Annotated in this window: 14 protein-coding genes and 6 pseudogenes; 8 read left to right on the top strand and 12 right to left on the bottom strand. The window is 56.3% G+C overall.

Going from position 1 to position 18,157, the window contains the following annotated elements; all coding sequences use genetic code 11:
* Positions 1-153: 153 nt before the first annotated feature.
* The 3 genes and pseudogenes from NDI85_RS18615 to NDI85_RS18610 all read right to left on the bottom strand — a co-directional run.
* A pseudogene (locus NDI85_RS18615) lies at positions 154-324 on the bottom strand (IS6 family transposase); the annotation flags it as partial.
* Between the two features lie 209 nt (positions 325-533).
* A complete protein-coding gene (locus NDI85_RS22370; protein WP_396275594.1) occupies positions 534-695 on the bottom strand; it encodes a DUF2891 family protein in 162 nt (53 codons plus the stop codon).
* 128 nt (positions 696-823) lie between these two features.
* Entirely contained in the window at positions 824-2,122 is a 1,299-nt protein-coding gene (locus NDI85_RS18610) for a DUF6498-containing protein (protein ID WP_310916611.1), read from the bottom strand.
* Between the two features lie 229 nt (positions 2,123-2,351).
* On the opposite strand from NDI85_RS18610, the pseudogene NDI85_RS22365 reads away from it, so the two are divergent.
* Positions 2,352-2,702, top strand: a pseudogene (locus tag NDI85_RS22365) (hypothetical protein); the annotation flags it as partial.
* Between the two features lie 938 nt (positions 2,703-3,640).
* Positions 3,641-4,267, top strand: coding sequence for a hypothetical protein (locus NDI85_RS18600; RefSeq protein WP_310916610.1), 627 nt, complete (start codon positions 3,641-3,643; stop codon positions 4,265-4,267).
* Between the two features lie 22 nt (positions 4,268-4,289).
* On the opposite strand, the gene NDI85_RS18595 is transcribed toward NDI85_RS18600, so the two are convergent.
* From NDI85_RS18595 to NDI85_RS18580, 4 genes are read right to left on the bottom strand one after another with little or no spacing between them, the layout of a single operon-like run.
* Positions 4,290-5,150 (bottom strand): carbohydrate ABC transporter permease, encoded by an 861-nt coding sequence (locus tag NDI85_RS18595; protein ID WP_188997706.1) that lies wholly within the window; start codon positions 5,148-5,150, stop codon positions 4,290-4,292.
* Complete coding sequence (locus NDI85_RS18590) at positions 5,150-6,169, bottom strand: carbohydrate ABC transporter permease (protein ID WP_188997704.1); 1,020 nt, start codon at positions 6,167-6,169, stop codon at positions 5,150-5,152. The genes NDI85_RS18595 and NDI85_RS18590 overlap by 1 nt, the downstream gene beginning before the upstream one ends.
* Positions 6,159-7,319, bottom strand: a complete 1,161-nt coding sequence (locus NDI85_RS18585) for an ABC transporter ATP-binding protein (protein ID WP_188997702.1) — start codon at positions 7,317-7,319, stop codon at positions 6,159-6,161. The genes NDI85_RS18590 and NDI85_RS18585 overlap by 11 nt, the downstream gene beginning before the upstream one ends.
* A 5-nt stretch (positions 7,320-7,324) precedes the next feature.
* Positions 7,325-8,647, bottom strand: coding sequence for a sugar ABC transporter substrate-binding protein (locus tag NDI85_RS18580; protein ID WP_310916609.1), 1,323 nt, complete (start codon positions 8,645-8,647; stop codon positions 7,325-7,327).
* Positions 8,648-8,948: 301 nt separating this feature from the next.
* Here NDI85_RS18580 and melA point away from each other — a divergent pair, with 301 nt between their 5' ends.
* The 3 genes from melA to NDI85_RS18565 all read left to right on the top strand — a co-directional run bounded on the left by melA (position 8,949) and on the right by NDI85_RS18565 (position 13,126).
* A complete protein-coding gene (gene melA, locus NDI85_RS18575) occupies positions 8,949-10,256 on the top strand; it encodes an alpha-galactosidase (RefSeq protein ID WP_310916608.1) in 1,308 nt (435 codons plus the stop codon).
* A 683-nt stretch (positions 10,257-10,939) separates the two neighbouring features.
* Positions 10,940-11,725 (top strand): IclR family transcriptional regulator, encoded by a 786-nt coding sequence (locus NDI85_RS18570; RefSeq protein ID WP_310916607.1) that lies wholly within the window; start codon positions 10,940-10,942, stop codon positions 11,723-11,725.
* Positions 11,726-11,782: 57 nt separating this feature from the next.
* Positions 11,783-13,126 carry a sulfatase-like hydrolase/transferase gene (locus NDI85_RS18565; RefSeq protein WP_310916606.1) on the top strand — a complete coding sequence of 448 codons (1,344 nt, stop codon included), beginning with the start codon at positions 11,783-11,785 and terminating at the stop codon, positions 13,124-13,126.
* Between the two features lie 58 nt (positions 13,127-13,184).
* Here NDI85_RS18565 and NDI85_RS18560 read toward each other — a convergent pair.
* Positions 13,185-13,301, bottom strand: a pseudogene (locus NDI85_RS18560) (integrase core domain-containing protein); the annotation flags it as partial.
* Between NDI85_RS18560 and NDI85_RS18555 the strand changes: the two are divergent.
* Positions 13,281-13,718: pseudogene (locus NDI85_RS18555) on the top strand (transposase); the annotation flags it as partial. The pseudogenes NDI85_RS18560 and NDI85_RS18555 sit on opposite strands and share 21 nt — an antisense overlap.
* Positions 13,719-13,749: 31 nt before the next feature.
* Here NDI85_RS18555 and NDI85_RS18550 read toward each other — a convergent pair.
* The 3 genes and pseudogenes from NDI85_RS18550 to NDI85_RS18540 all read right to left on the bottom strand — a co-directional run.
* A pseudogene (locus tag NDI85_RS18550) lies at positions 13,750-14,038 on the bottom strand (IS630 family transposase); the annotation flags it as partial.
* Between the two features lie 593 nt (positions 14,039-14,631).
* A complete protein-coding gene (locus NDI85_RS18545; protein WP_310916605.1) occupies positions 14,632-15,507 on the bottom strand; it encodes an alpha/beta hydrolase in 876 nt (291 codons plus the stop codon).
* Positions 15,508-15,635: 128 nt separating this feature from the next.
* Positions 15,636-16,385 carry a class I SAM-dependent methyltransferase gene (locus NDI85_RS18540; RefSeq protein ID WP_310916604.1) on the bottom strand — a complete coding sequence of 250 codons (750 nt, stop codon included), beginning with the start codon at positions 16,383-16,385 and terminating at the stop codon, positions 15,636-15,638.
* Between the two features lie 368 nt (positions 16,386-16,753).
* Between NDI85_RS18540 and NDI85_RS18535 the strand changes: the two genes are divergently transcribed.
* Both NDI85_RS18535 and NDI85_RS18530 read left to right on the top strand, forming a co-directional pair.
* On the top strand, positions 16,754-17,005 hold the full coding sequence (locus tag NDI85_RS18535; protein WP_188997689.1) for an AbrB/MazE/SpoVT family DNA-binding domain-containing protein: 252 nt from the start codon (positions 16,754-16,756) through the stop codon (positions 17,003-17,005).
* Positions 17,006-17,440: a PIN domain-containing protein gene (locus tag NDI85_RS18530; protein ID WP_310916603.1), complete on the top strand. Its 435-nt coding sequence runs from the start codon at positions 17,006-17,008 to the stop codon at positions 17,438-17,440.
* Positions 17,441-17,598: 158 nt separating this feature from the next.
* Here NDI85_RS18530 and NDI85_RS18525 read toward each other — a convergent pair.
* Positions 17,599-17,947, bottom strand: a pseudogene (locus NDI85_RS18525) (hypothetical protein); the annotation flags it as partial.
* Positions 17,948-18,157: the final 210 nt, after the last annotated feature.

Raw genomic sequence — 18,157 nt, 5'->3', positions numbered from 1 at the left:
GTCTTCTGAGTTCCATTGGGAGCAGCCAGCGAGTGTCATTGAAAGCGTCGGTATGGAAAGAGAGAGGAACTGTCTCCTGGAGGGCTGGATCATGTCGATTTGCTCTCGATGGTCTCGGTATATGTCTTCTGTCCCCGCTCTGGGTAGTGTTTCGTTTGGAGCATTGTGCCAGCGAGCGAAGCTCTGCAACCAACTTTCGGCTGTTTCGGGTTCGACGTGGCTGAAGCAGTTCGAAAACGACGAGGTTCGTCGCTTCAGCTCTCGAAAAATCCGTTCGACAGCGTTCCGATTTCCGTGGCGACGCATCTGAAATCGGAGCCCCGCAACGTGCGATTGAATACCGAGCTTCATCGCTGGCTCGGGTGTCCGTTCGCGCTCCACGAACCCCAAATCGATCCACTCTCAACTCCCGCTGAGGCGGCTGATCTCTGGCATGGACACCAAGAAATCCGTCCGCCTCACCTTTCACGCGTAACTAAACACGACCCGACAGACAGCACCGGGATTATCCATACCGGTTCGAGCAACTGCGGTCATCGACGACGCGTTTCACCGATCAACTGCCGGTCGTCGAGGAGGTGGTGTTGCCGAACGAGACACCAGTGGTCGTGTACCGCAGCGTGCCAGTCAAAACTCTCACAGCAGACAGGGTGATCCTCGCTCGGTTGGATCGCGTCGTCGGGAGTTACAACCACTCGCACAAAGTGGGGCTACTCCGTGCCGACTGCGTCGAGTGGGGACTCGGACAGGGCGGTACGTAACTCGGCGGTGATCGAGTTGGCGTGCCCTGACAGAACCGCAGGCACGTCGTTGATCTGCTGACCTACGTGAACCACGCGCGCCGGCCTGGGATCAGTTGCCTGGCCGGCGATCGCGCTGCCTCGCTGATCGCAAGCACTGGGTCACTATCGGGCAGATGCGGGAGGATGAACTGCCCGTCGGGGTGGTCGACGCTGACGGTTTCCGTTCCAAGCAGCGTATCGACGGGGGTCGTTTCGACGCGAACGTCGGTCTGCGCCCACGATTCGAGCCGCCACAGGGCCGTCCCGAACAGACGATCGTATGCGACGATGACACCGTCGTCAGGCGCGATACGATATTCGACCGTGCCGTACCGAAGCAGTTGGTCGAGACACATCAGCAGGCACGGGACGGCAACGCTGGCTGCGACAACTACGGTGACGATCTGCCATGCCTGTCCGAGCGCGAACAGTCCCGCGACGACGAGCCCGATTCCACCGAGGGAGACACAGCCCATGTGGTACGGCAGTCGGAGTGGGCCACCGAACACCCGTCCCAGCCGTACCGGGCGGACTCGCTCGGGTGTCTCATCGAGTGTCGCTTCGACCGGTTCGGGTTCCGGTGGTGGGTCGAACCACCCGTACTCCTGGTCGTACGATTCGAAGTAAACGGCGAGCCGGTCGCTGTAGACACCACAGAAGTCGGCCGTGAACTTTCCGAGGGCGATCGTGAGCAACAACGGGAGCCCGACGGTCGCTGGGTCGACACGCGAGATTTCAACGGACGGTCCCTCCGTCGCTGCGGTCACGAACGCGACGGTGACGAGGCCGCCCACGAACACGGTGATAATTCGGAACAGGTGGCCGCTGAACGCCGTCTGTGAGTTGTGCTTTCGATACTCGCCGTCGTGGAAATACGTCCGGAGAGTCGTTATCCCCGTGACGACGAATAGTCCGATCGCAGCCAGCACGACGGTCGACAGCGTCCCGGAGCTTGGATTCGACGTTGGGCCGACGAGGACTGCGCCGGCAAAGAGCCACCCGATAGCGACGATCAGGACAGTGAGTGGCAGGCCGACTAGCGTGACGAGATATACGTCCATAGACGTGCCCGGTACCGAGAGTGTGGGCTGACGGGCCGCGAGTGGGCCGACCAGCAAGCCGTCCGTATCGAGCGCCGGCGGGCGGCCAGCGAACACCGCACGAACCAGTGCCCAGACCGAGTCGACTCCCAACTCGAGCCAGTAGAGGAGCAACAGTGCAGCGGCGTTCCAACCGAGTGCGACGACACCGACGATGGGGATGGCATTGGCGACGGTGACTCGCAGGACCTCCCTCCGTCGGTTCGTCTTTTGATTGCGGGCGCGTCCGATGGGCGGCATCGATTGTCCGTAGTGAGTCCTGCATTTTGAACGGCGGGATTCAATCCTGAACCGGGACACCGACAAGCGAGGCGTCGACACGCGGCCCGCCGTCCCAGCCACGCGGTCGACGGATATGCCCCCATCACAGGCGTTGGGATCTGTTGCACACGAGCGATGGGCACTGTCTAGTCGAGTCCGTTTGGGACGTGAGCAGGTCGTCGAGTGAATCGGCTAGAATGCGCGCAGACATCGTCTCCGCGAGAGACACGATCTCTCGGACGCTGTGCTTCTCGTCGATTAATTCGGCTATCGGATTGCCCTCTCACGACTCGGGTTGAGCAGTCGGGTCAACTACACCGACTAAAACCTGATCGAGAGATGGGTTCATACCCTCACGATGCGGGTCAACCGCTTCCATAATTCGCGGCTGAGCAGTCGGGCGAGCGCCCGCGAGTGGCGTTCGATTTGGCGACGTGTCGGGCCGATATCCGAGCAGGTAGACGAGATCTCATCGAGTTTGCCTCAAACTCTTCCATATCTTGCCAGTCTTCTTCGATTTCGTGCTATCCTATTCCATTTCACTTTCTTTATTCTCTAATATCTTCCTCTTGTTCTGACTTTTCCCCTCTAATCTGGGAATAGCGTTGCGAGATCAGATAGCCCACGCTTTTTTGGATTCAGTACGGGCTAATTCGCCGTTGATATCGTCCTTTCGACTTTCTAATCCTCTCTTCAATCTCATCGGCGTCGACGGGACGCATGATGATCTCTCGGAGATCGTCCGCTCTGGCGATCGATTGGCGTGCTTCGTTGGCTTCTAACAGGAACGCAAAGCGGTCAGCAACTTCAGGGTCGCCGAGGTACCAGTCGCCGTCGAACGCAACTATCTCCCCGAGTGAGTGTCAGTTCGTAGGGTTCGCCGTCGAGGTTCGCTGCGCTACGGACAGGACGTACCCGAAGGCTGTCTCGCCGCGTTTGCTGCTCACGACGACTGGGATGGCTACCTCTTTCCGTCTCCACATCGTTCGGGTGGGCTAGTCTCTCGTTGGACGGTCTGGGACAGATTTACACGGTTCGCCGACCGTGCGGATTTGCCCGCCGAAATCGACGGCGTGTCGCCAGCACCGAAGATGGGGCGGCGATTCCGGTACGACGCCTATTCCGACTCACTCGACGTCGTTCTCGGCAGTCTCGACGAGACCGCGACCGAACAGGGCAGTGCCAGCGCTGACGTCGTCCTACAGAATATCTCTCGGATTCGCGCGCTCGGAAGCTTTGACGGGAGTATATGCGGGCCAGTTGGCTGCTGCATTTGAGTGATACAGAACAGAGTAATCTAAACACAGCATGAATCATTTCACGGGTTTCTACAGGCGTTCGACCTCGGCACCCACCCCACCTTTGGTGTGTTACTCGTCTACGGCACTCTGAGCAAACGATGGCAAACACTATGATGTATCGACTGGAGAGAACGATATACAGACGATGGCCCAACATGATACCAGTCTTGGGGATGTTTGTCGTGCCATTATACGGGTGAGTTACAAAGACGCACTCACGATTGGTTGGTCGAGTCCACTGGTCATCCTCGGTTCGATTCCAGTAGTTACTCTCGGTGCATCGATTCTAGCACTCAGTGAGATGTGGATCGAGATTATCTCCTCTGAGTCGAAAGGGAGACCTGTAAGCGAGCGAGAGCGCTTCGAGACGTTTGTCTCTGAGTGGCGTAACAACATACTCGCTGGCCTGCCGTACAGCGTTCTGCTTATTGTACTTGTAGGTGGTGGATATCTCTACCTTGTAGTCGGTGCTACAAGCGGGAACATTCTTGCGCTCCTTTGGGCACTACTGAGCCTGTATCTAATCGTCATTGCCCTTATTTGGCTGTTCAGGGCTGCCAGTATTCGGATGAGATCTGTCCCAGAGGACAGATCGGGATTCCGGTACACGATGGAGAGCGCTGCTTACAGCCTCGCTGAAGAGCCTGCATTCACCGTACTCTACTTCGTCTGGGGCGGGTTTGTAATTTCACTCTCGCAGATTTTTCCACCGGCTTTCGTCCTCTTGGGTCCCGGAATACTTGCTGTGACCGAAACCGTTGCTTTCGAAGAACTATTCGGCGACGGGGCCGAGAGGATTCGATTCGGATACGTACGCCGATAATACAAAGCGACGACCGGGCCAGTCAGCCCTTGACACCCGAGAGGGTCATTCCTCGAATGAAGTACCGCTGGGCCGAAAGGAAGACGAGTATCACCGGCATCACGATGATTGCCGCCGCGGCCATCACGAGTCCCCATTCGGTAAAGAACTGATTTCGAACGCTGAATAGCGCAACTGGAAGGGTATACATGGAGTCGTCGCTGGCAATGATGAGTGGCCACTGGAAGTTGTTCCACGTCATGATGAACGTGTAGATACCCAGCGTTGCGAGTGCTGGCTTTGCCAGTGGCAGGTATACTTTGTAGAATGTCTGCAGTTCGTTACATCCATCGATCTTCGCGGCGTCGCCAAGTGCCGATGGCATCCCTTTGAAATGCTGTCGCAAAAGGAAGATGCCAATCGGATTGGCTATCATCGGTGCAACGAGTCCTTGGTAGGTGTTCACCCAACCGAGTTTGGCGAGGAATACGTACACTGGGATAAGGGTCACCATCGCGGGTATCATCATCGTCGACATGAAAAGGAGGAAGAATTTCTCCCGGCCGATGAAATCCACCTTTGCAAGTGCATAGCCGGCGAGGCTGTCGAAGATGAGGTTGAACGCAGTGACAGAGCCCGCGAAGACGATAGTGTTGAAGAACCACTTGCCGATTGGTTGGGTACTGAACAGCGCCTCGTAGTGATCGAGTGTGGGGTTCGATGGCAGCAGTGTAATCGATGCCGCCGATGGATTCGCCGTTACAGATGTCGCTAGCATCCACCAGAACGGGAGTGACCAGAGAAGTGCTCCGCCAATAACTCCAGCGTAGAGGAGCGTCGTCTTCGTCCAGTAGGTGGTGCCCGACCGTTCGTATCCGGGATAGTCGTAGTTCGAGCGTGGCATCAGTATGACACCTCATTCTGTTGGTTGAGCTGGTACTGATAATAACTGAACACGAACACGATAGCGAACAACATAAACGCCATCGCCGCTCCCTTCCCGTAACTACTGTTCTCGAAGGCTGTCTTGTAGATGAGAACGACAGTAGTCGTCGTCGCGTGATACGGGCCACCTTTCGCGAAGACGAGCGCGATACCAAACACCTGGAAGGTGCCGATGATGGAGAGCACGATGACGAAGAAGTGTGTGTTCCGTAGGTTGGGCCACGTGACCTCTTTGATTCGTTGCCAACCAGTTGCACCGTCGATGCGCGCGGCTTCGTAGAGCTCCTCGGGAATGCTCTGGAGCCCGGCTAGATAGAAGATCATATTGAATCCGATACCGCCCCAGAGGCCGATGAGCATGAGACTTCCGAGCGCTGTCCCCGGATCGTTCGCCCACGCATTCGCGAGCCCGAACGGGCGCAAGAACTCGTTGACCACGCCTTTGTTCGCGAGCAGCCACCGCCAGATGACGCCGCTTGCGGCGGACGTCAGCATCACAGGCATGAAGTAGGCTGCCCGGAGTGGTTTCTTTCCACGGATGCGCATATCGAGCGCCAGTGCCAAGAGGAAGGCACCGATAATCTGTGTCGGGACGACGACGACGACATATGCGATGGTGTTCCGAAGCGCGAACCACCAGAGGTTGTACGACGGACTCCGCAGTGACGCCCAATTGTTCTCCCAAGGCCACGGAGTCAGGACTTCGACGTAGTTCTGGATGGGAAGGCGAACGCCGAAGAGCGTCGTCCACGCCCACTCTCCCGAACTTGTGAACACGTTCCAATCTTGTGTGGAGAGAAAGAGCGCGAACAGTACCGGTCCTAAGAGGAACAGGGAGAACACCACAAAGTTCGGGAGCATGAGAAGCAACCCGGCGAGGTTGTTCTGATCGGCATGTCCGAAACTGGGAAGGGACTGCCTGAACCGGGTGACTCTCGTTCGGACAGTGACAGAGTCGGTCTTGTCATCAACGGCCATGGCTAGGCACCTCCTCTCTACTGAGAATCCCCGGTGGCCGATCAGCACTCCGCTCACGGTTGAATACGGCGGCGCCAGTCTGTCGGTCGAACGCATGGATGCGATCAGCGGGGAACCGGACGCGAACACAGTCGCTCTCGTCGACGATGTGTTCGCCGGTGACGGAAGCGGTTATCTCGACACCACTCCGTTCGAGGTGCAGCAGATTCATGCTCCCCATCGGCTCGACGACATTGACGTCCATCTCCACCGTTCGGGGCCCGTCTTCGTCGGTGAGTTCGATGTCTTCCGGTCGAATCCCTACTGTCACCGAGTTCGAGTCTTCAGATTCGATCGCCGCCCGCTGTTCGTCAGTGAGGGGATACCGGAACAGGTCCAAGTGGATAAGCCCATCAACGAACACCCCTTCGATAAAGTTCATCGAGGGAGAGCCAATGAACCCAGCGACGAACTGGTTCGCGGGTTCGTAGTAACACTCCATCGGCGTGCCGATCTGCTGGAGTTGACCATCGTCGAGGACGGCGATACGGTCTCCCATCGTCATTGCCTCGGTCTGGTCGTGGGTTACGTATACAGTCGCGGCGCCGAGCTGTTGGTGGAGTTCTTGCAGTTCTGTACGCATCTGTGTCCGAAGTTTTGCATCCAAGTTCGAGAGTGGCTCGTCCATGAGGAAGAGTTCCGGGTCACGGACGATGGCTCGGCCTAGCGCTACCCGCTGCTGTTGACCACCGGAGAGTGCCTTGGGACGACGGTCGAGCAGGTCCGTGATCGAGAGCAGCTCTGCCGCGTCCTCGACCCGCTCAGTTATTTTTTCATCCGGCAGGTCGGTAGACATCTTCAACCCAAACGACATGTTCCCGCGGACGGTTCGCTGAGGATACAGCGCGTAGTTCTGAAACACCATCGCGATGTCACGGTCTTTAGGCTTGACATCGTTGACGACGTCGTCACCGATTTTGATTTCGCCGTCGGAAATGGTTTCGAGACCAGCGATGAGTCGCAGTGTCGTCGACTTCCCACACCCAGACGGACCGACGAGTACGAGAAACTCGCCGTCCTCGATATCGAGGCTCAGTTCGTCGACGGCGACCACGTCGTTTCCATCACTCTCGAAGCGCTTCTTAACGTCGGTAAGTGTGGTGTCTGCCATCGTGTTTAGAACACGTCACTGTTGAGTTGGCGCTCAGCGTCTTTCAACGCTGCGTCGGGTGACTTAGCGCCGGTAACCGCACCTTCGACTTCGGACATGACCGTATCGACGACCTCAGAGTGGTGAATCCCGAAGAGGAATGGCCGTCCGTCGTCTGCCAGGTTACCCAGGCCGTTGAGTAGCGGCCGGTCGTCGTAAAAGTCTTTTTCGAGCAGTGACTTCCGTGCAGGCAGTGCAGTCCCGGTTTTCGTCCACTTCCACATGCCCTCCTTGCTGGTGAGAGACTTAACCAAGGCCGCCGAGGCCTGCTTGGTCTCCTGCTGTGCGGAAGCTGACCAAGACGTTGTGAAAACTATCGTCGATTGCTGACCACCGTTCGGGATAGGCATCGGATTCGCGACTTTGAGAGAGTCAGAGACTGACCCATATTCTTCCTTCAGTGTCGAAATCGACCACGCACCTGTCATAGCGGCCGTCACTCTCTCTTTGCCGAGCGAGGGCGCAGCCCAAGTCGGACTGATTTCGTTCCCATATATTGCCGCGAGCCCATCGCTACGGAGGTCAAGGAGGTACTGTAGTGCCTCGATAGCGGCCGTAGACCCGACGACACACTCCGAGTTATCCTCGGAGAGGATACGTCCACCGTTCTGCCAAATGAGTTGAACGAGGGTGTTTCGGGGCCTGCTTCCGAACGCGAATGGGTACTCGACGTCCGTACTCGTCTTAACCGCCTCAAGTGCGGAGCGAAAGCCACTCCAGGTCTCCGGTGAGGTATTCGCCCCTGCCTCCTCGAGGTGCGATTCGTTCATAAAGAGACCAACCGGTGTGAAATCCTTCGGAATCCCGTAAGTCTTCCCCTGATACTGAAACGCCGAGAGGAGATTGTCCAGAACGTCGTCGTACGCGTATCCATCCGAGTTCTCGACATAAGAGTCCAACGCAAGTAGCGCACTGTTTTGCATATACTGTGGCGCCGATCCCGATGCTAAGTAGAAGACATCGGGTTCGGTCCCCCCAGAAAACTGTGTCTTCAGCTTGGTCGAGTATTCACCGAAGGGAATGTTCTGGTACTTCACATTGACATTCGGATTGGAAGAGTCGTAATCCTCGAGAATACTCGTAACGATATCTGACTCGACGTCACCTCCCCAGCTCGCTACGTTGAGTCTTTCACCTTGCGTAGTACTGTTTGAGCCCCCCTCTTTACCAGACGTGTTAGTTGCTTCTGATCGATCGCTGGAATCGCTACACCCCGCAAGTCCTGCTGCGACACTCGCACCGATCGTACTTACTAGACGCCGACGGCTAATGCTACGGTTTTTAGACATTGTCTGTCCGGCTCGACAGACTAATTGTAGGCATTTATATTTTACGTTGGCATGGAACTATACACCTACAGTCGGCCAGTTCCCAAACACAGCCGACCGGTGTCCAGTCAGTATCAGCTCCATCACAGCTCTATTACGGAGGTATACAGGCCGGAAGCAGAGCGCTGACATAGAGAAGCCATCAGCCGCAGATTCGAACCGTGCCGCCGTCGACAGAGATTTTCGAATCGCACAGGTTCTCTACTGAACGGAGAGTCAGCAGGGATACATTTATTACCCCCTCACCAACAGGGTAGTATGCATGCCGAAGATTGCCTTCGTCGGAGCGGGTAGTATGGTGTTCGCCACGAAACTCGTGGGGGACATCCTCTCGTTCGACGACCTAAACGACAGTACCATCGCGTTGATGGACATCGACGAGCATCGACTCGACCAGACGACCCGCGTCGCCGAGGCGATGGTCGAGAACGAAGGCCTCGACGCGACGGTCGAATCGACCACCGACCGCGTCGAGGCGCTCGACGGCGCCGATTACGTCCTCAACATGATCAACGTCGGCGGCACCGAGCCCTTCGAGAACGAGATCCGCATCCCAGAGGAGTACGGCGTCAAGCAGGCCATCGGGGACACCATCGGCCCGGGCGGCATCTTCCGCGGCCTGCGGACCATCCCGACCATGCTCGACCTCGCCAACGACATGGAGGAACTGTGTCCCGACGCCCTGCTGATGAACTACACGAACCCCATGTCCATCCTCTGTCAGACGATGTTCGAAGCCACCGACATCGAGACCGTGGGGCTGTGTCACAGTGTTCCCCACACCGCCGAGGCCATCGCCGACTACGTCGACGTCCCCGAGGACGAACTGGAGTACTGGGTCGCGGGCGTCAACCACGTCGCGTGGTTCCTCGAAGCCACACACGACGGCGAGAGCGTCTATCCCGCCCTCCGCGAGGCCTACGACGACCCCGAGACGTACGAACGCGACACCGTGCGCTTCGAGATGCTGAAACACTTCGGCTACTTCCCGACCGAATCCTCCCACCACATGTCCGAGTACGTCCCGTACTTCCGGACCGACGAGGACACCATCGAGGAGCTGACCGGCACGGACTACGCCGAACGGATGCCCACGGCGACGTACCTCGAAGGGTGGCAGGAACGCTCTGAGGAACGCGACGACCCGGAACTGGGCGTCGATCTAGACGAAGTGGGCGTCGAACGCTCCGAGGAGTACGCCTCACGGCTCATCCACTCCATCGAGACCGACACCACCCGCCGGTTCAACCTCAACGTCAGCAACGAGACCAACGCCATCGAGTCCCTGCCGACCGACGCCTGCGTCGAGGTCCCCGTCCTCGTCGACGGCACCGGCCTCCACCCGTGTTCGGTCGGCGAACTCCCCAACTCCGTCCGCACCTTCCCCCAGCAACACGTCGCCGTCCAGCAACTCGCCGTCGAGGGCGCACTGGAGAACGACCGCGAGAAGGTCCACCGCGCGGTCAAACAGGACCCGCTCACGGCGGCCCAGTTGACCCTGCCGGAGATTCACGAGATGACCGAAGAACTGCTCGCCGCCAACGAAGCGTACCTCCCGCGACTCGAATAACCGACGCGCCACCGACAGCGAATCCGTTTTGAACAGTCTCGTTCGGTGCTCACAGACCATTTTGTCCTTGGTCGTAGATGATCCCCGAGTAAGCATTCACGTATCATGAATGATGGCTGTGCCAGTCTTGGCCCACACGAACGTATTCGAACGGTTATCTGAGTCAGGACGATACTGAATAGCTTGATACGATACGACATCACAAGGAATTGTGTTGACAGCGTCTGCATTCATATATCATGAATAGACTGTATGGCAGGCTCGGACTGAGCGGGTCTACAGGGCAACGATCGCCCTGTAGACGACGACACCGCTATTGGCGTAACACAGGTACACCCATTATTCTGATTCGGGCAGCTGCCCACCGACAGCGATCGGCCCGGAACCAAATCAATCGGCGAGAGTCAGTCGGAGTAGTGTCGGCTCTCGGGATTACGAACCCATCAATCTGCGCTATAGGCTAAGCTGTTTTAACGTCGATTACTGGTTCCGAAGGACGTTGACTTCTGGCGGAGAGACCGAGTTTTCACGATATATGAATATGGTCACAAACCGTCGATATGCCCTACGTTGGCTGTTCTAACGTCTATTTCTGGTTCCGAAGGACGCTGACTGCTGCCGAAGGAGGGGGTTCTTCACAATATATGAATACATTTATTGCGCTGGCGACTGATCGCTACGATGTGTCAAGACAATTAATCCCGGACCCGGACAAATTTGAGGACCCCGTCGCTCGGACGACGGTGACAAGTTTCCGTGTTATCGACGCGATGGCAGGGCGTGAGTCCGTCGGTGTCAGTGAATTGGCCGACGAACTATCGCTGCAGAGTGGGACGATCCACAAGCACCTCACAACACTCGAACGACTCGGCTACGTCGTCAAAGAAAACCGGCGGTACAGATTGAGTGTCCGGTTCATGGAACTGGGCGGGGGTGTACGCGCCCGCATGAAGCTATACAAGGTTGCGCATAAGCCGCTGAAGAAGTTAGCGGAAGCGACGGGAAAAGTTGCCAGCATCATGATTAAAGAAGGGACCCGAGGTGTCTACCTCGTTCGAATTAGAGACGAAGTCGAACCGAAAACAGAACTGTTCGAGGGGGAGCACGTACCACTACCTGCTACTGCCGGAGGGAAAGCAATTCTCGCTTATTTGCCAGAAGAAGAACGGGACGCAATCTTGGACAATTACGAAATGACGGACTACACCGAGAACACGATTACCGACAAAGACGCCCTCCGTGATGAACTACAGTCAGTCCGGGATGACAGACTGGCTCACGACATGGGCGAGTTCAATCCGGAACGACACTGTATCGCGGGACCGATCACCGATGCGGATAGGAACGCTATCGGGGCAGTGACGATCTCGGGGCCCGCCGACCGAATGCGTACAGAGTCGTCGGAGTACGACTATCCGAGTATCGTTGGCAGTACAGCCAGTTCCATTAGGGGCAAGGTGATACAATGAACGCTGACCTAGTTCTGACGCAACGTGTCCTCGGATGCGCCAAGGGAAAGATCACAGATGAGTGAGCGAGTGTCACAGCCCAACGTGCTGGCCGTGCTGACCGACCAGCAACGATGGGACACCCTGGGACTCTACAATTCCCCAATGGACCTTACACCAACCCTTGACGACCTCGGTCAGCGTGGGACGGTACTCGAGCAGGCGATAACACCACAACCAGCCTGTGTACCGTTCCAAGCCACCTTCCAGACAGGGATGTTTGCGACCGAGACCGGTGTCTGGCGTAGTGGACTGACCCTGGATGAAAAAATACGGACACTCCCTGAGCGGTTTGCTGACGCAGGATACGACGTCGGCTTCGTGGGCGGCTGGTACCTCTCTGGGACATTCGAAGATCCGGTTCCAGAGTCGCAGCGTGGTGGATACACCGACTTTTGGCGGGCGGCTGACGTTCCAGAGTTCACTTCCCATCCGACCGAGGGCTACCTCTACGATGAAGCGGGGAATGAAATCACGTTTGACACGTACCGGACAGACGCCTTCACAGAGTTCGGTATCGAGGCACTGGACACATTGTCGGAGCCATTCTTTCTCGTCGTCTCTTATCTCGAGCCACACCATCAGAACGATATGTGGACGTTTGTCGCGCCAGAGGACTACGCTGAGCGATACGGATCGAACCCTTCCGTGCCAAGTGATCTTAAGCCATATCCTGGTGACTGGTACGATGAACTTCCTGACTACTACGGAATGGTCAAGCGATTGGACGAGTCTGTCGACGATCTGCTAACGGCACTTGACAACCGCGGTATTCGTGAGAACACAGTCTTCGCTTATACCTCCGACCACGGTTGTCACTTCCGGACACGGCCAGGCGAGTATAAGCGCACAGCCCACGAGTCTGCTGTCAGGGTACCAGCGATACTGTCCGGGCCCGGGTTTGAAAACAGTACTAACATAGAGAATCCAAGAAGTATTATCGATCTCCCACCCACGTTGCTGGATGCTGCGGGATTGCAAATAGATAAAGAACTACACGGTAACAGTATACTGCCCGTCGTAAGGGGTGACGAACCCGACGAAAACGGTGACGTGTTCATTCAAATTAGCGAGTCTCAGATCGGTAGGGCGATTCGGACCAATCGATGGAAGTACGCCGTCGCAGCTCCGAAAACGGCCGGTTGGCGCGGCGGGAATGGTGATCCAGCGAGCGACACGTACGTTGAACGCTACCTCTACGATCTCTGGGAGGACCCCGACGAGCACGTCAACCTTGCCGGTCGACCGAACTACCGAGACGTGAGGACCTCCCTGAGAGATCGACTTCTCGAGTATCTCAGAGAGTTCGAGAACGCAGACCCAGTCATCAAGCATCAGGACCGTGGATATTCGGAGTCCTGAAAAAAGAGGGCGTCTCATTGGTCGTGTTTGATTTGGATAATAGATAGCGAGGCACTGTCTAGTTCTGAATCACCTCAGCAGGAGTTTGGCCATCTAGCGCTTGGTTCGGTCGTTCGTGGTTATAGTGGTGTCTGAACCGTCGTAACCACTGCTTCGCGCTCGTGGCCTCTCCACGCGTGGACGCGGAACGCACAGTAAGGACAATCTCCCGTGTTCATTCTCGTCGGTCGCGGGAGCAGCCCCGCTACGTGCTCCCAGCGAACGCCGCCGACGAATCGACTCCTGCTGACCGACCGCCAGCAGGAGTCGCTCACCGTCTATACTGACTGCTTTCGGTCCCATGAGACACTCGAGAAGAACGACGCGTTCGACCACGAATACGTCGTCCACGGAGACGGTGAATACGCCGACGTCGACGCACACGTGAATGCGTTCGAGAGCCACCATAGCGCCAGCGACACGTGGCTCTCACGCATCGAGGCGTCTCCAAGGCCAAGCTCACACCGTATTTCACGCGTTCCAGCTCCGCGGTCGCGTCTACCGAAAACCATGGAAAGAAGCGCCCAAAATCAGCCTCGAAACTGCGCTCTGATTCACCAACAATCTGCGCCACAAGAACGACGCAGTTTAAACGGTGTATCCTCGACGAATTCCTGCACGTTGTTGGCAGTGAAATCTGAAGTGTTGTCCAAGCCAGCGCAGACTTTCTCGTCGAACTCGGTCTGGCGTATGTCGAGCAAACGGCGTCGTGTCGCTGTTGAAGTTCCCTGCACACGGGTGAGAGAACGCCTCACCGCTGTTTCTGACCGCATTACGGAGCTTGATACTATCTTACGCGCCCGTCTCCGGCAGTGACGGGAGCTTTCCTTCGGGAAACCACGCGTAGATCAGCGTCGAGAGTACCTTTTGCGTCGTCATCGTCGACCTCCGCCAAGATATTGTGGGAGTCTTCGACGGAGACGTTCCCCAACGTCGCTACACCTTCTTTTGTGTCTGGAATCATGTGAATTATAGGCACCAGTATTAGAACCCAGTGAAGCACGTCACTCAGTTGCCAGAGGAGGCGATCTCCGAGAAACTATCATGCGATCAGTCGACACAGACGAAATTAAAGAGAATTTTGGAAGTTAGACGTCCAGAGAGACAGTATCAACGCCGAGCTAGTCCAAATAGAATCTAAAAGGCGTAATTCATCTGAACTCGAACAAAATATATCCAAGGTAGAGGAATATATACAGTACAAAAAGGAAAAATTAGTGACAGAAGGGAGTGGAGTAGAAATGAGTCGGCTTTCCCTATTGAATTCTCAGAGCCACCACGTCAAACGCGCGAGTCAGTTCCTGAACTTGGTGGAGGTATGTGTACTATATCCACGGACGCTGGATACTCGGACCCAACGATATCTGAACTTTTTCAATCTGGAGTGGTCCAGTAGGATTTCTCGTTGACCATTACATCGTCAATATTAACCCCGAAAACCACGCCATTAGCCAGTGAAAATCCATTTATCTCCCTTGGAAAAACGACCTGAGGTCGCGTGCCACATCGTCCGGTACCTCTTCAGGCAAGTAATGGCCACAATCGAGCGGGTGACCTCGAACATCCTTTGCCCACGACTCCCAAATTCCGAGTATATCCGTCGGTCGTCCTTTCCGTGACCCAGTCTCACCCCAGAGCGCTAACATCGGACACTCGATTTGATTCCCCGCTTCTCTGTCTGCCCGGTCGTGTTCGGGATCGATGCTAAACCCAGCACGGTAATCCTCGCAAGTGGCACGAATAACGTCATCGTCGTCAAAGCATTCGCGATACTCGTTAAGTGCCTCATCGGCAAAGATATCAAGTCCGGACCTCCCGAGCATGTACTCAATATAGTACTCGGGATCGGTTCCGATGAGTGTTTCTGGGAACGGGTGGGGCTGGGCCATGAAAAACCAGTGAAATCTCACCAATGCTGCTTCACACGTCATCCGCTCAACTGATTCTAGCGTCGGAATCATGTCTAAAGTAACGAGACGCTCGACATGATTAGGATGATCAAGTGCCAGACGATAGGCGACCCGACCGCCGCGGTCATGACCAGCCATTTGGAACCGGTCGTAACCAAGTTCGCTCATGACAGTGACCACGTCCTCAGCCATCGCCCGGTTCGAGTAATCTGCTGTCGAGGGGGACACTGGCCCGTTACTGCGGCCGTACCCACGGAGATCAGGTATAACGACCGAAAATTGGTCGGTTAGTTGTGGTGCGACCTCATTCCACATTGCCCCAGTTTCGGGGTATCCGTGGAGCAATACCAATGGTGGGCCGTTACCTCCTCGTCGAAGAGCGATATCGGCGCTGTCGGTCTCGATATATTCCTGCTCAAACTCTTCGAACATAACGTGATGGTAGTATGTTTCGGCTGGTATAGCTCTGTTGAAATACTCAATCGGTGATAGGTTTCAGCAGTCTTGCTAAATACACAGCGTGAATTTTGCAGTGCGTCGTAGCTGGACATGGCTGGTACTCACTTTTCAGCGATCCAGACCATCTCTTTGGCCCCATCATCGAGGGGTTCCCTTTCGAACCCGCTGTATCCTGTCCAATTACTCCAGCCCGTCGTCCCCAGTAAGAGTTCAAATTCGGTCTTCGAAATGAGGGTCAACCGGAACGTCGCCTCTTGAAGCACCTCGTCGTCGTGTTTGACTGTTCGCTCTGCTTTGACGATCTGCTCGATTTCGTTTTCGATATCAGTCACATCCGTGACGACGTACTCCTTGCCGTCCTGTGTGAACGTTCGTGTCTCCGGTTCGCCATAGCTCTCACAGATGACCTCGAAACTCGGGACAAAGAAGTTGAGCGCGAGACGTCCATCTGATCCGAGCGCTTGATGGAAGTTCTGTAATGCAGCCTGCTGGTCCGCCACCGTGATGTTGTGGAGGAACGTGCGGAATGGGACAATGACCAGCGCGTACTCTCGTTGTGGAGTGAAGTCGGTCATGTCGGCTTGCCAAACGTTCGGAGTGAGCCCAGCGTCCGCGGCTTTCCGTTTTAAGACGTCAAGCATCTCTTCGGAGATATCGATCCCATACGCATCTACGCCCGCCTGCAATAGCTCAAGATAGATCCGTCCCGTCCCACAACCGACTTCCAACACAGGACCATCCACACGACGAGCCAAGTCAACATAGAACTCAACGTCCCCGATCGCCTGTTCCTCGTAATCGTCGTCGTAGAAAGCCGCCCACTTGTCGAAGAATCCTTTAGCAGCGTGCATATCGCCGATGACTGTCAGACTGATCTATTGTTCTTTCGGTCGAATATGTCTCGTTGTGCTCACCGGGGAGAATCGTTCCTGTGCGTATACCGCTGTGATCTCTGTACAACAAGCGATGGATGGCAGAGACGTGCTTCTCCGTGGTCAAGCGCTCGCACGATCCACCGGGCGAGCGCAGGCCTGGTACCGTGTGTTCCGAGAATGCGTTCTCAAATTCGCCGTCTCCAACATCGAACGGCCCTCCTCTGCACTATGATCCCGACGCCATCCCTCTATTCAACAGAGCAACTTTATCGGCATCTCTCTCGTAGCACTACGTAGTGTGATGGCACACTAGACTTTTCACGGCCGGTCACCTACCAGTAGGTATGAGCAGCGACAGGGTCGACGCCGAGAGCAAAGTATCGGGGAACCAAGCAAACATCCCAGCCCGGATTCGACGTGAACTCGATATCGACGACGGTGATCAGCTCCGCTGGCATCTCGAAGACGACGGGAGCATCCGAGTTCACGTTATCCGACAGCAAACGGGCACGTTCGCCGACTTCGATGGCTACGCTGGTGAGGCGACGACCGATGTGACCAGCGACCACGACGCCTGGGGCGTCGACGTCGAGTAAATGCCCCGTGCACTCATCGATACGACGGTCCTCTTTGCAGCCGCATACCAACGGGATAGTTCCCACGATGCCGCGCTCCCGGTACTCCGTGGCATCGACGATGGAACACTTCCGGAGGCAGTCGTCCTCGACTACGTACTCGCCGAAACGCTCAACGGCCTCACGTCCCACGCCGGCCACGACGCAGCAGTCGATCTTCTCGATCGCATCGAAGAAAACGCCCGGTTCCACATCGACTCACTCACCACCGACGCCCTCGCGACGGGGAAATCCAGATTCCGCCAACACGACCCCCTCTCCTTCGTCGATGCCTGCATTATCGCGTATATGCAAACCGAGGGGCTCGGATACCTTTATGCGTTCGACGACAACTTTGACGCAGTCGAGGACGTCTATCGGCTCGACACAGCGACGAATCCTTACGACCCGAATTGACGCCACAGACGACACGTTTGGAAGCGACGGTCGGTCTCAGGATAGCCACACCTCGTAGTCAGCGCCAGCTCTAGGAACTCGTCCCACTCGGCGAAGTCGATGTGGGTGTGCTGGCGAACGAGGTTCTGGTAGACTCCGACGCCCCGGCTATCAGGGGTGACGAGCGGGTCGACACCGGTTTGTTCAGCGACGTTGGTGTATCGAGATCGAACGTCTCTCGACTGGACCGGCGTTTCGCCCTGCCGCTCGAGGGTGAGTAATGCATACAGGACTAGGCGGCCGTGTTGGGTGAGACCAGTACTACCCTCGTGAATTCGGCCGCGTTCCAGCACTTCTCTTGTCCCGGATCAGGTTATCGGAGATACCGTCGGTATCCTGCTCTCGGGCCAGGTCGCCTGTCGTCATCAGCAGGTCGAGAGACTGTCGTGCGTCGCCGGCGTCTTTTGCCCCGTATGCGGCACACAGTTCGACGACACCATCTTCGAGACACTCATCCGATGACGCGACCCTTTTGAGGGCTCCTCGCTCTGTGGGACTGAGGCCAGATCAACAGTCGGAACAGGAAACGTGAGTTCACCGATCTCTCTCTGCGGGTCTCGCGTTCCAACCGAAAAATACGGTCGAGATGGTACCTCACGCGACTAGCTGAATCTGTCTAGTGTGAGCAGTACGGTCGCTCCTGTGGTTCCGACACGCACGTTCAGCAGCCAGTCGACG

Origin of the sequence: Haloarcula sp. S1AR25-4 (assembly GCF_031624555.1) — an archaeon.
Classification (GTDB): domain Archaea; phylum Halobacteriota; class Halobacteria; order Halobacteriales; family Haloarculaceae; genus Haloarcula; species Haloarcula pellucida.
Note: the sequence above shows the minus strand (reverse complement) of the source record. Positions and strands in the feature narration are given on the sequence as shown.

Coding starts and splice junctions, on each gene's coding strand:
- NDI85_RS18530 (WP_310916603.1), top strand. CDS start 17,006: ATGCCCCGTGCACTCATCGATACGACGGTCCTCTTTGCAGCCGCATAC.
- NDI85_RS18565 (WP_310916606.1), top strand. CDS start 11,783: ATGAGTGAGCGAGTGTCACAGCCCAACGTGCTGGCCGTGCTGACCGAC.
- NDI85_RS18540 (WP_310916604.1), bottom strand. CDS start 16,385: ATGCACGCTGCTAAAGGATTCTTCGACAAGTGGGCGGCTTTCTACGAC.
- NDI85_RS18590 (WP_188997704.1), bottom strand. CDS start 6,169: ATGGCCGTTGATGACAAGACCGACTCTGTCACTGTCCGAACGAGAGTC.
- NDI85_RS18585 (WP_188997702.1), bottom strand. CDS start 7,319: ATGGCAGACACCACACTTACCGACGTTAAGAAGCGCTTCGAGAGTGAT.
- NDI85_RS18535 (WP_188997689.1), top strand. CDS start 16,754: ATGAGCAGCGACAGGGTCGACGCCGAGAGCAAAGTATCGGGGAACCAA.
- melA (WP_310916608.1), top strand. CDS start 8,949: ATGCCGAAGATTGCCTTCGTCGGAGCGGGTAGTATGGTGTTCGCCACG.
- NDI85_RS18545 (WP_310916605.1), bottom strand. CDS start 15,507: ATGTTCGAAGAGTTTGAGCAGGAATATATCGAGACCGACAGCGCCGAT.
- NDI85_RS18610 (WP_310916611.1), bottom strand. CDS start 2,122: ATGCCGCCCATCGGACGCGCCCGCAATCAAAAGACGAACCGACGGAGG.
- NDI85_RS18595 (WP_188997706.1), bottom strand. CDS start 5,150: ATGCCACGCTCGAACTACGACTATCCCGGATACGAACGGTCGGGCACC.
- NDI85_RS18580 (WP_310916609.1), bottom strand. CDS start 8,647: ATGTCTAAAAACCGTAGCATTAGCCGTCGGCGTCTAGTAAGTACGATC.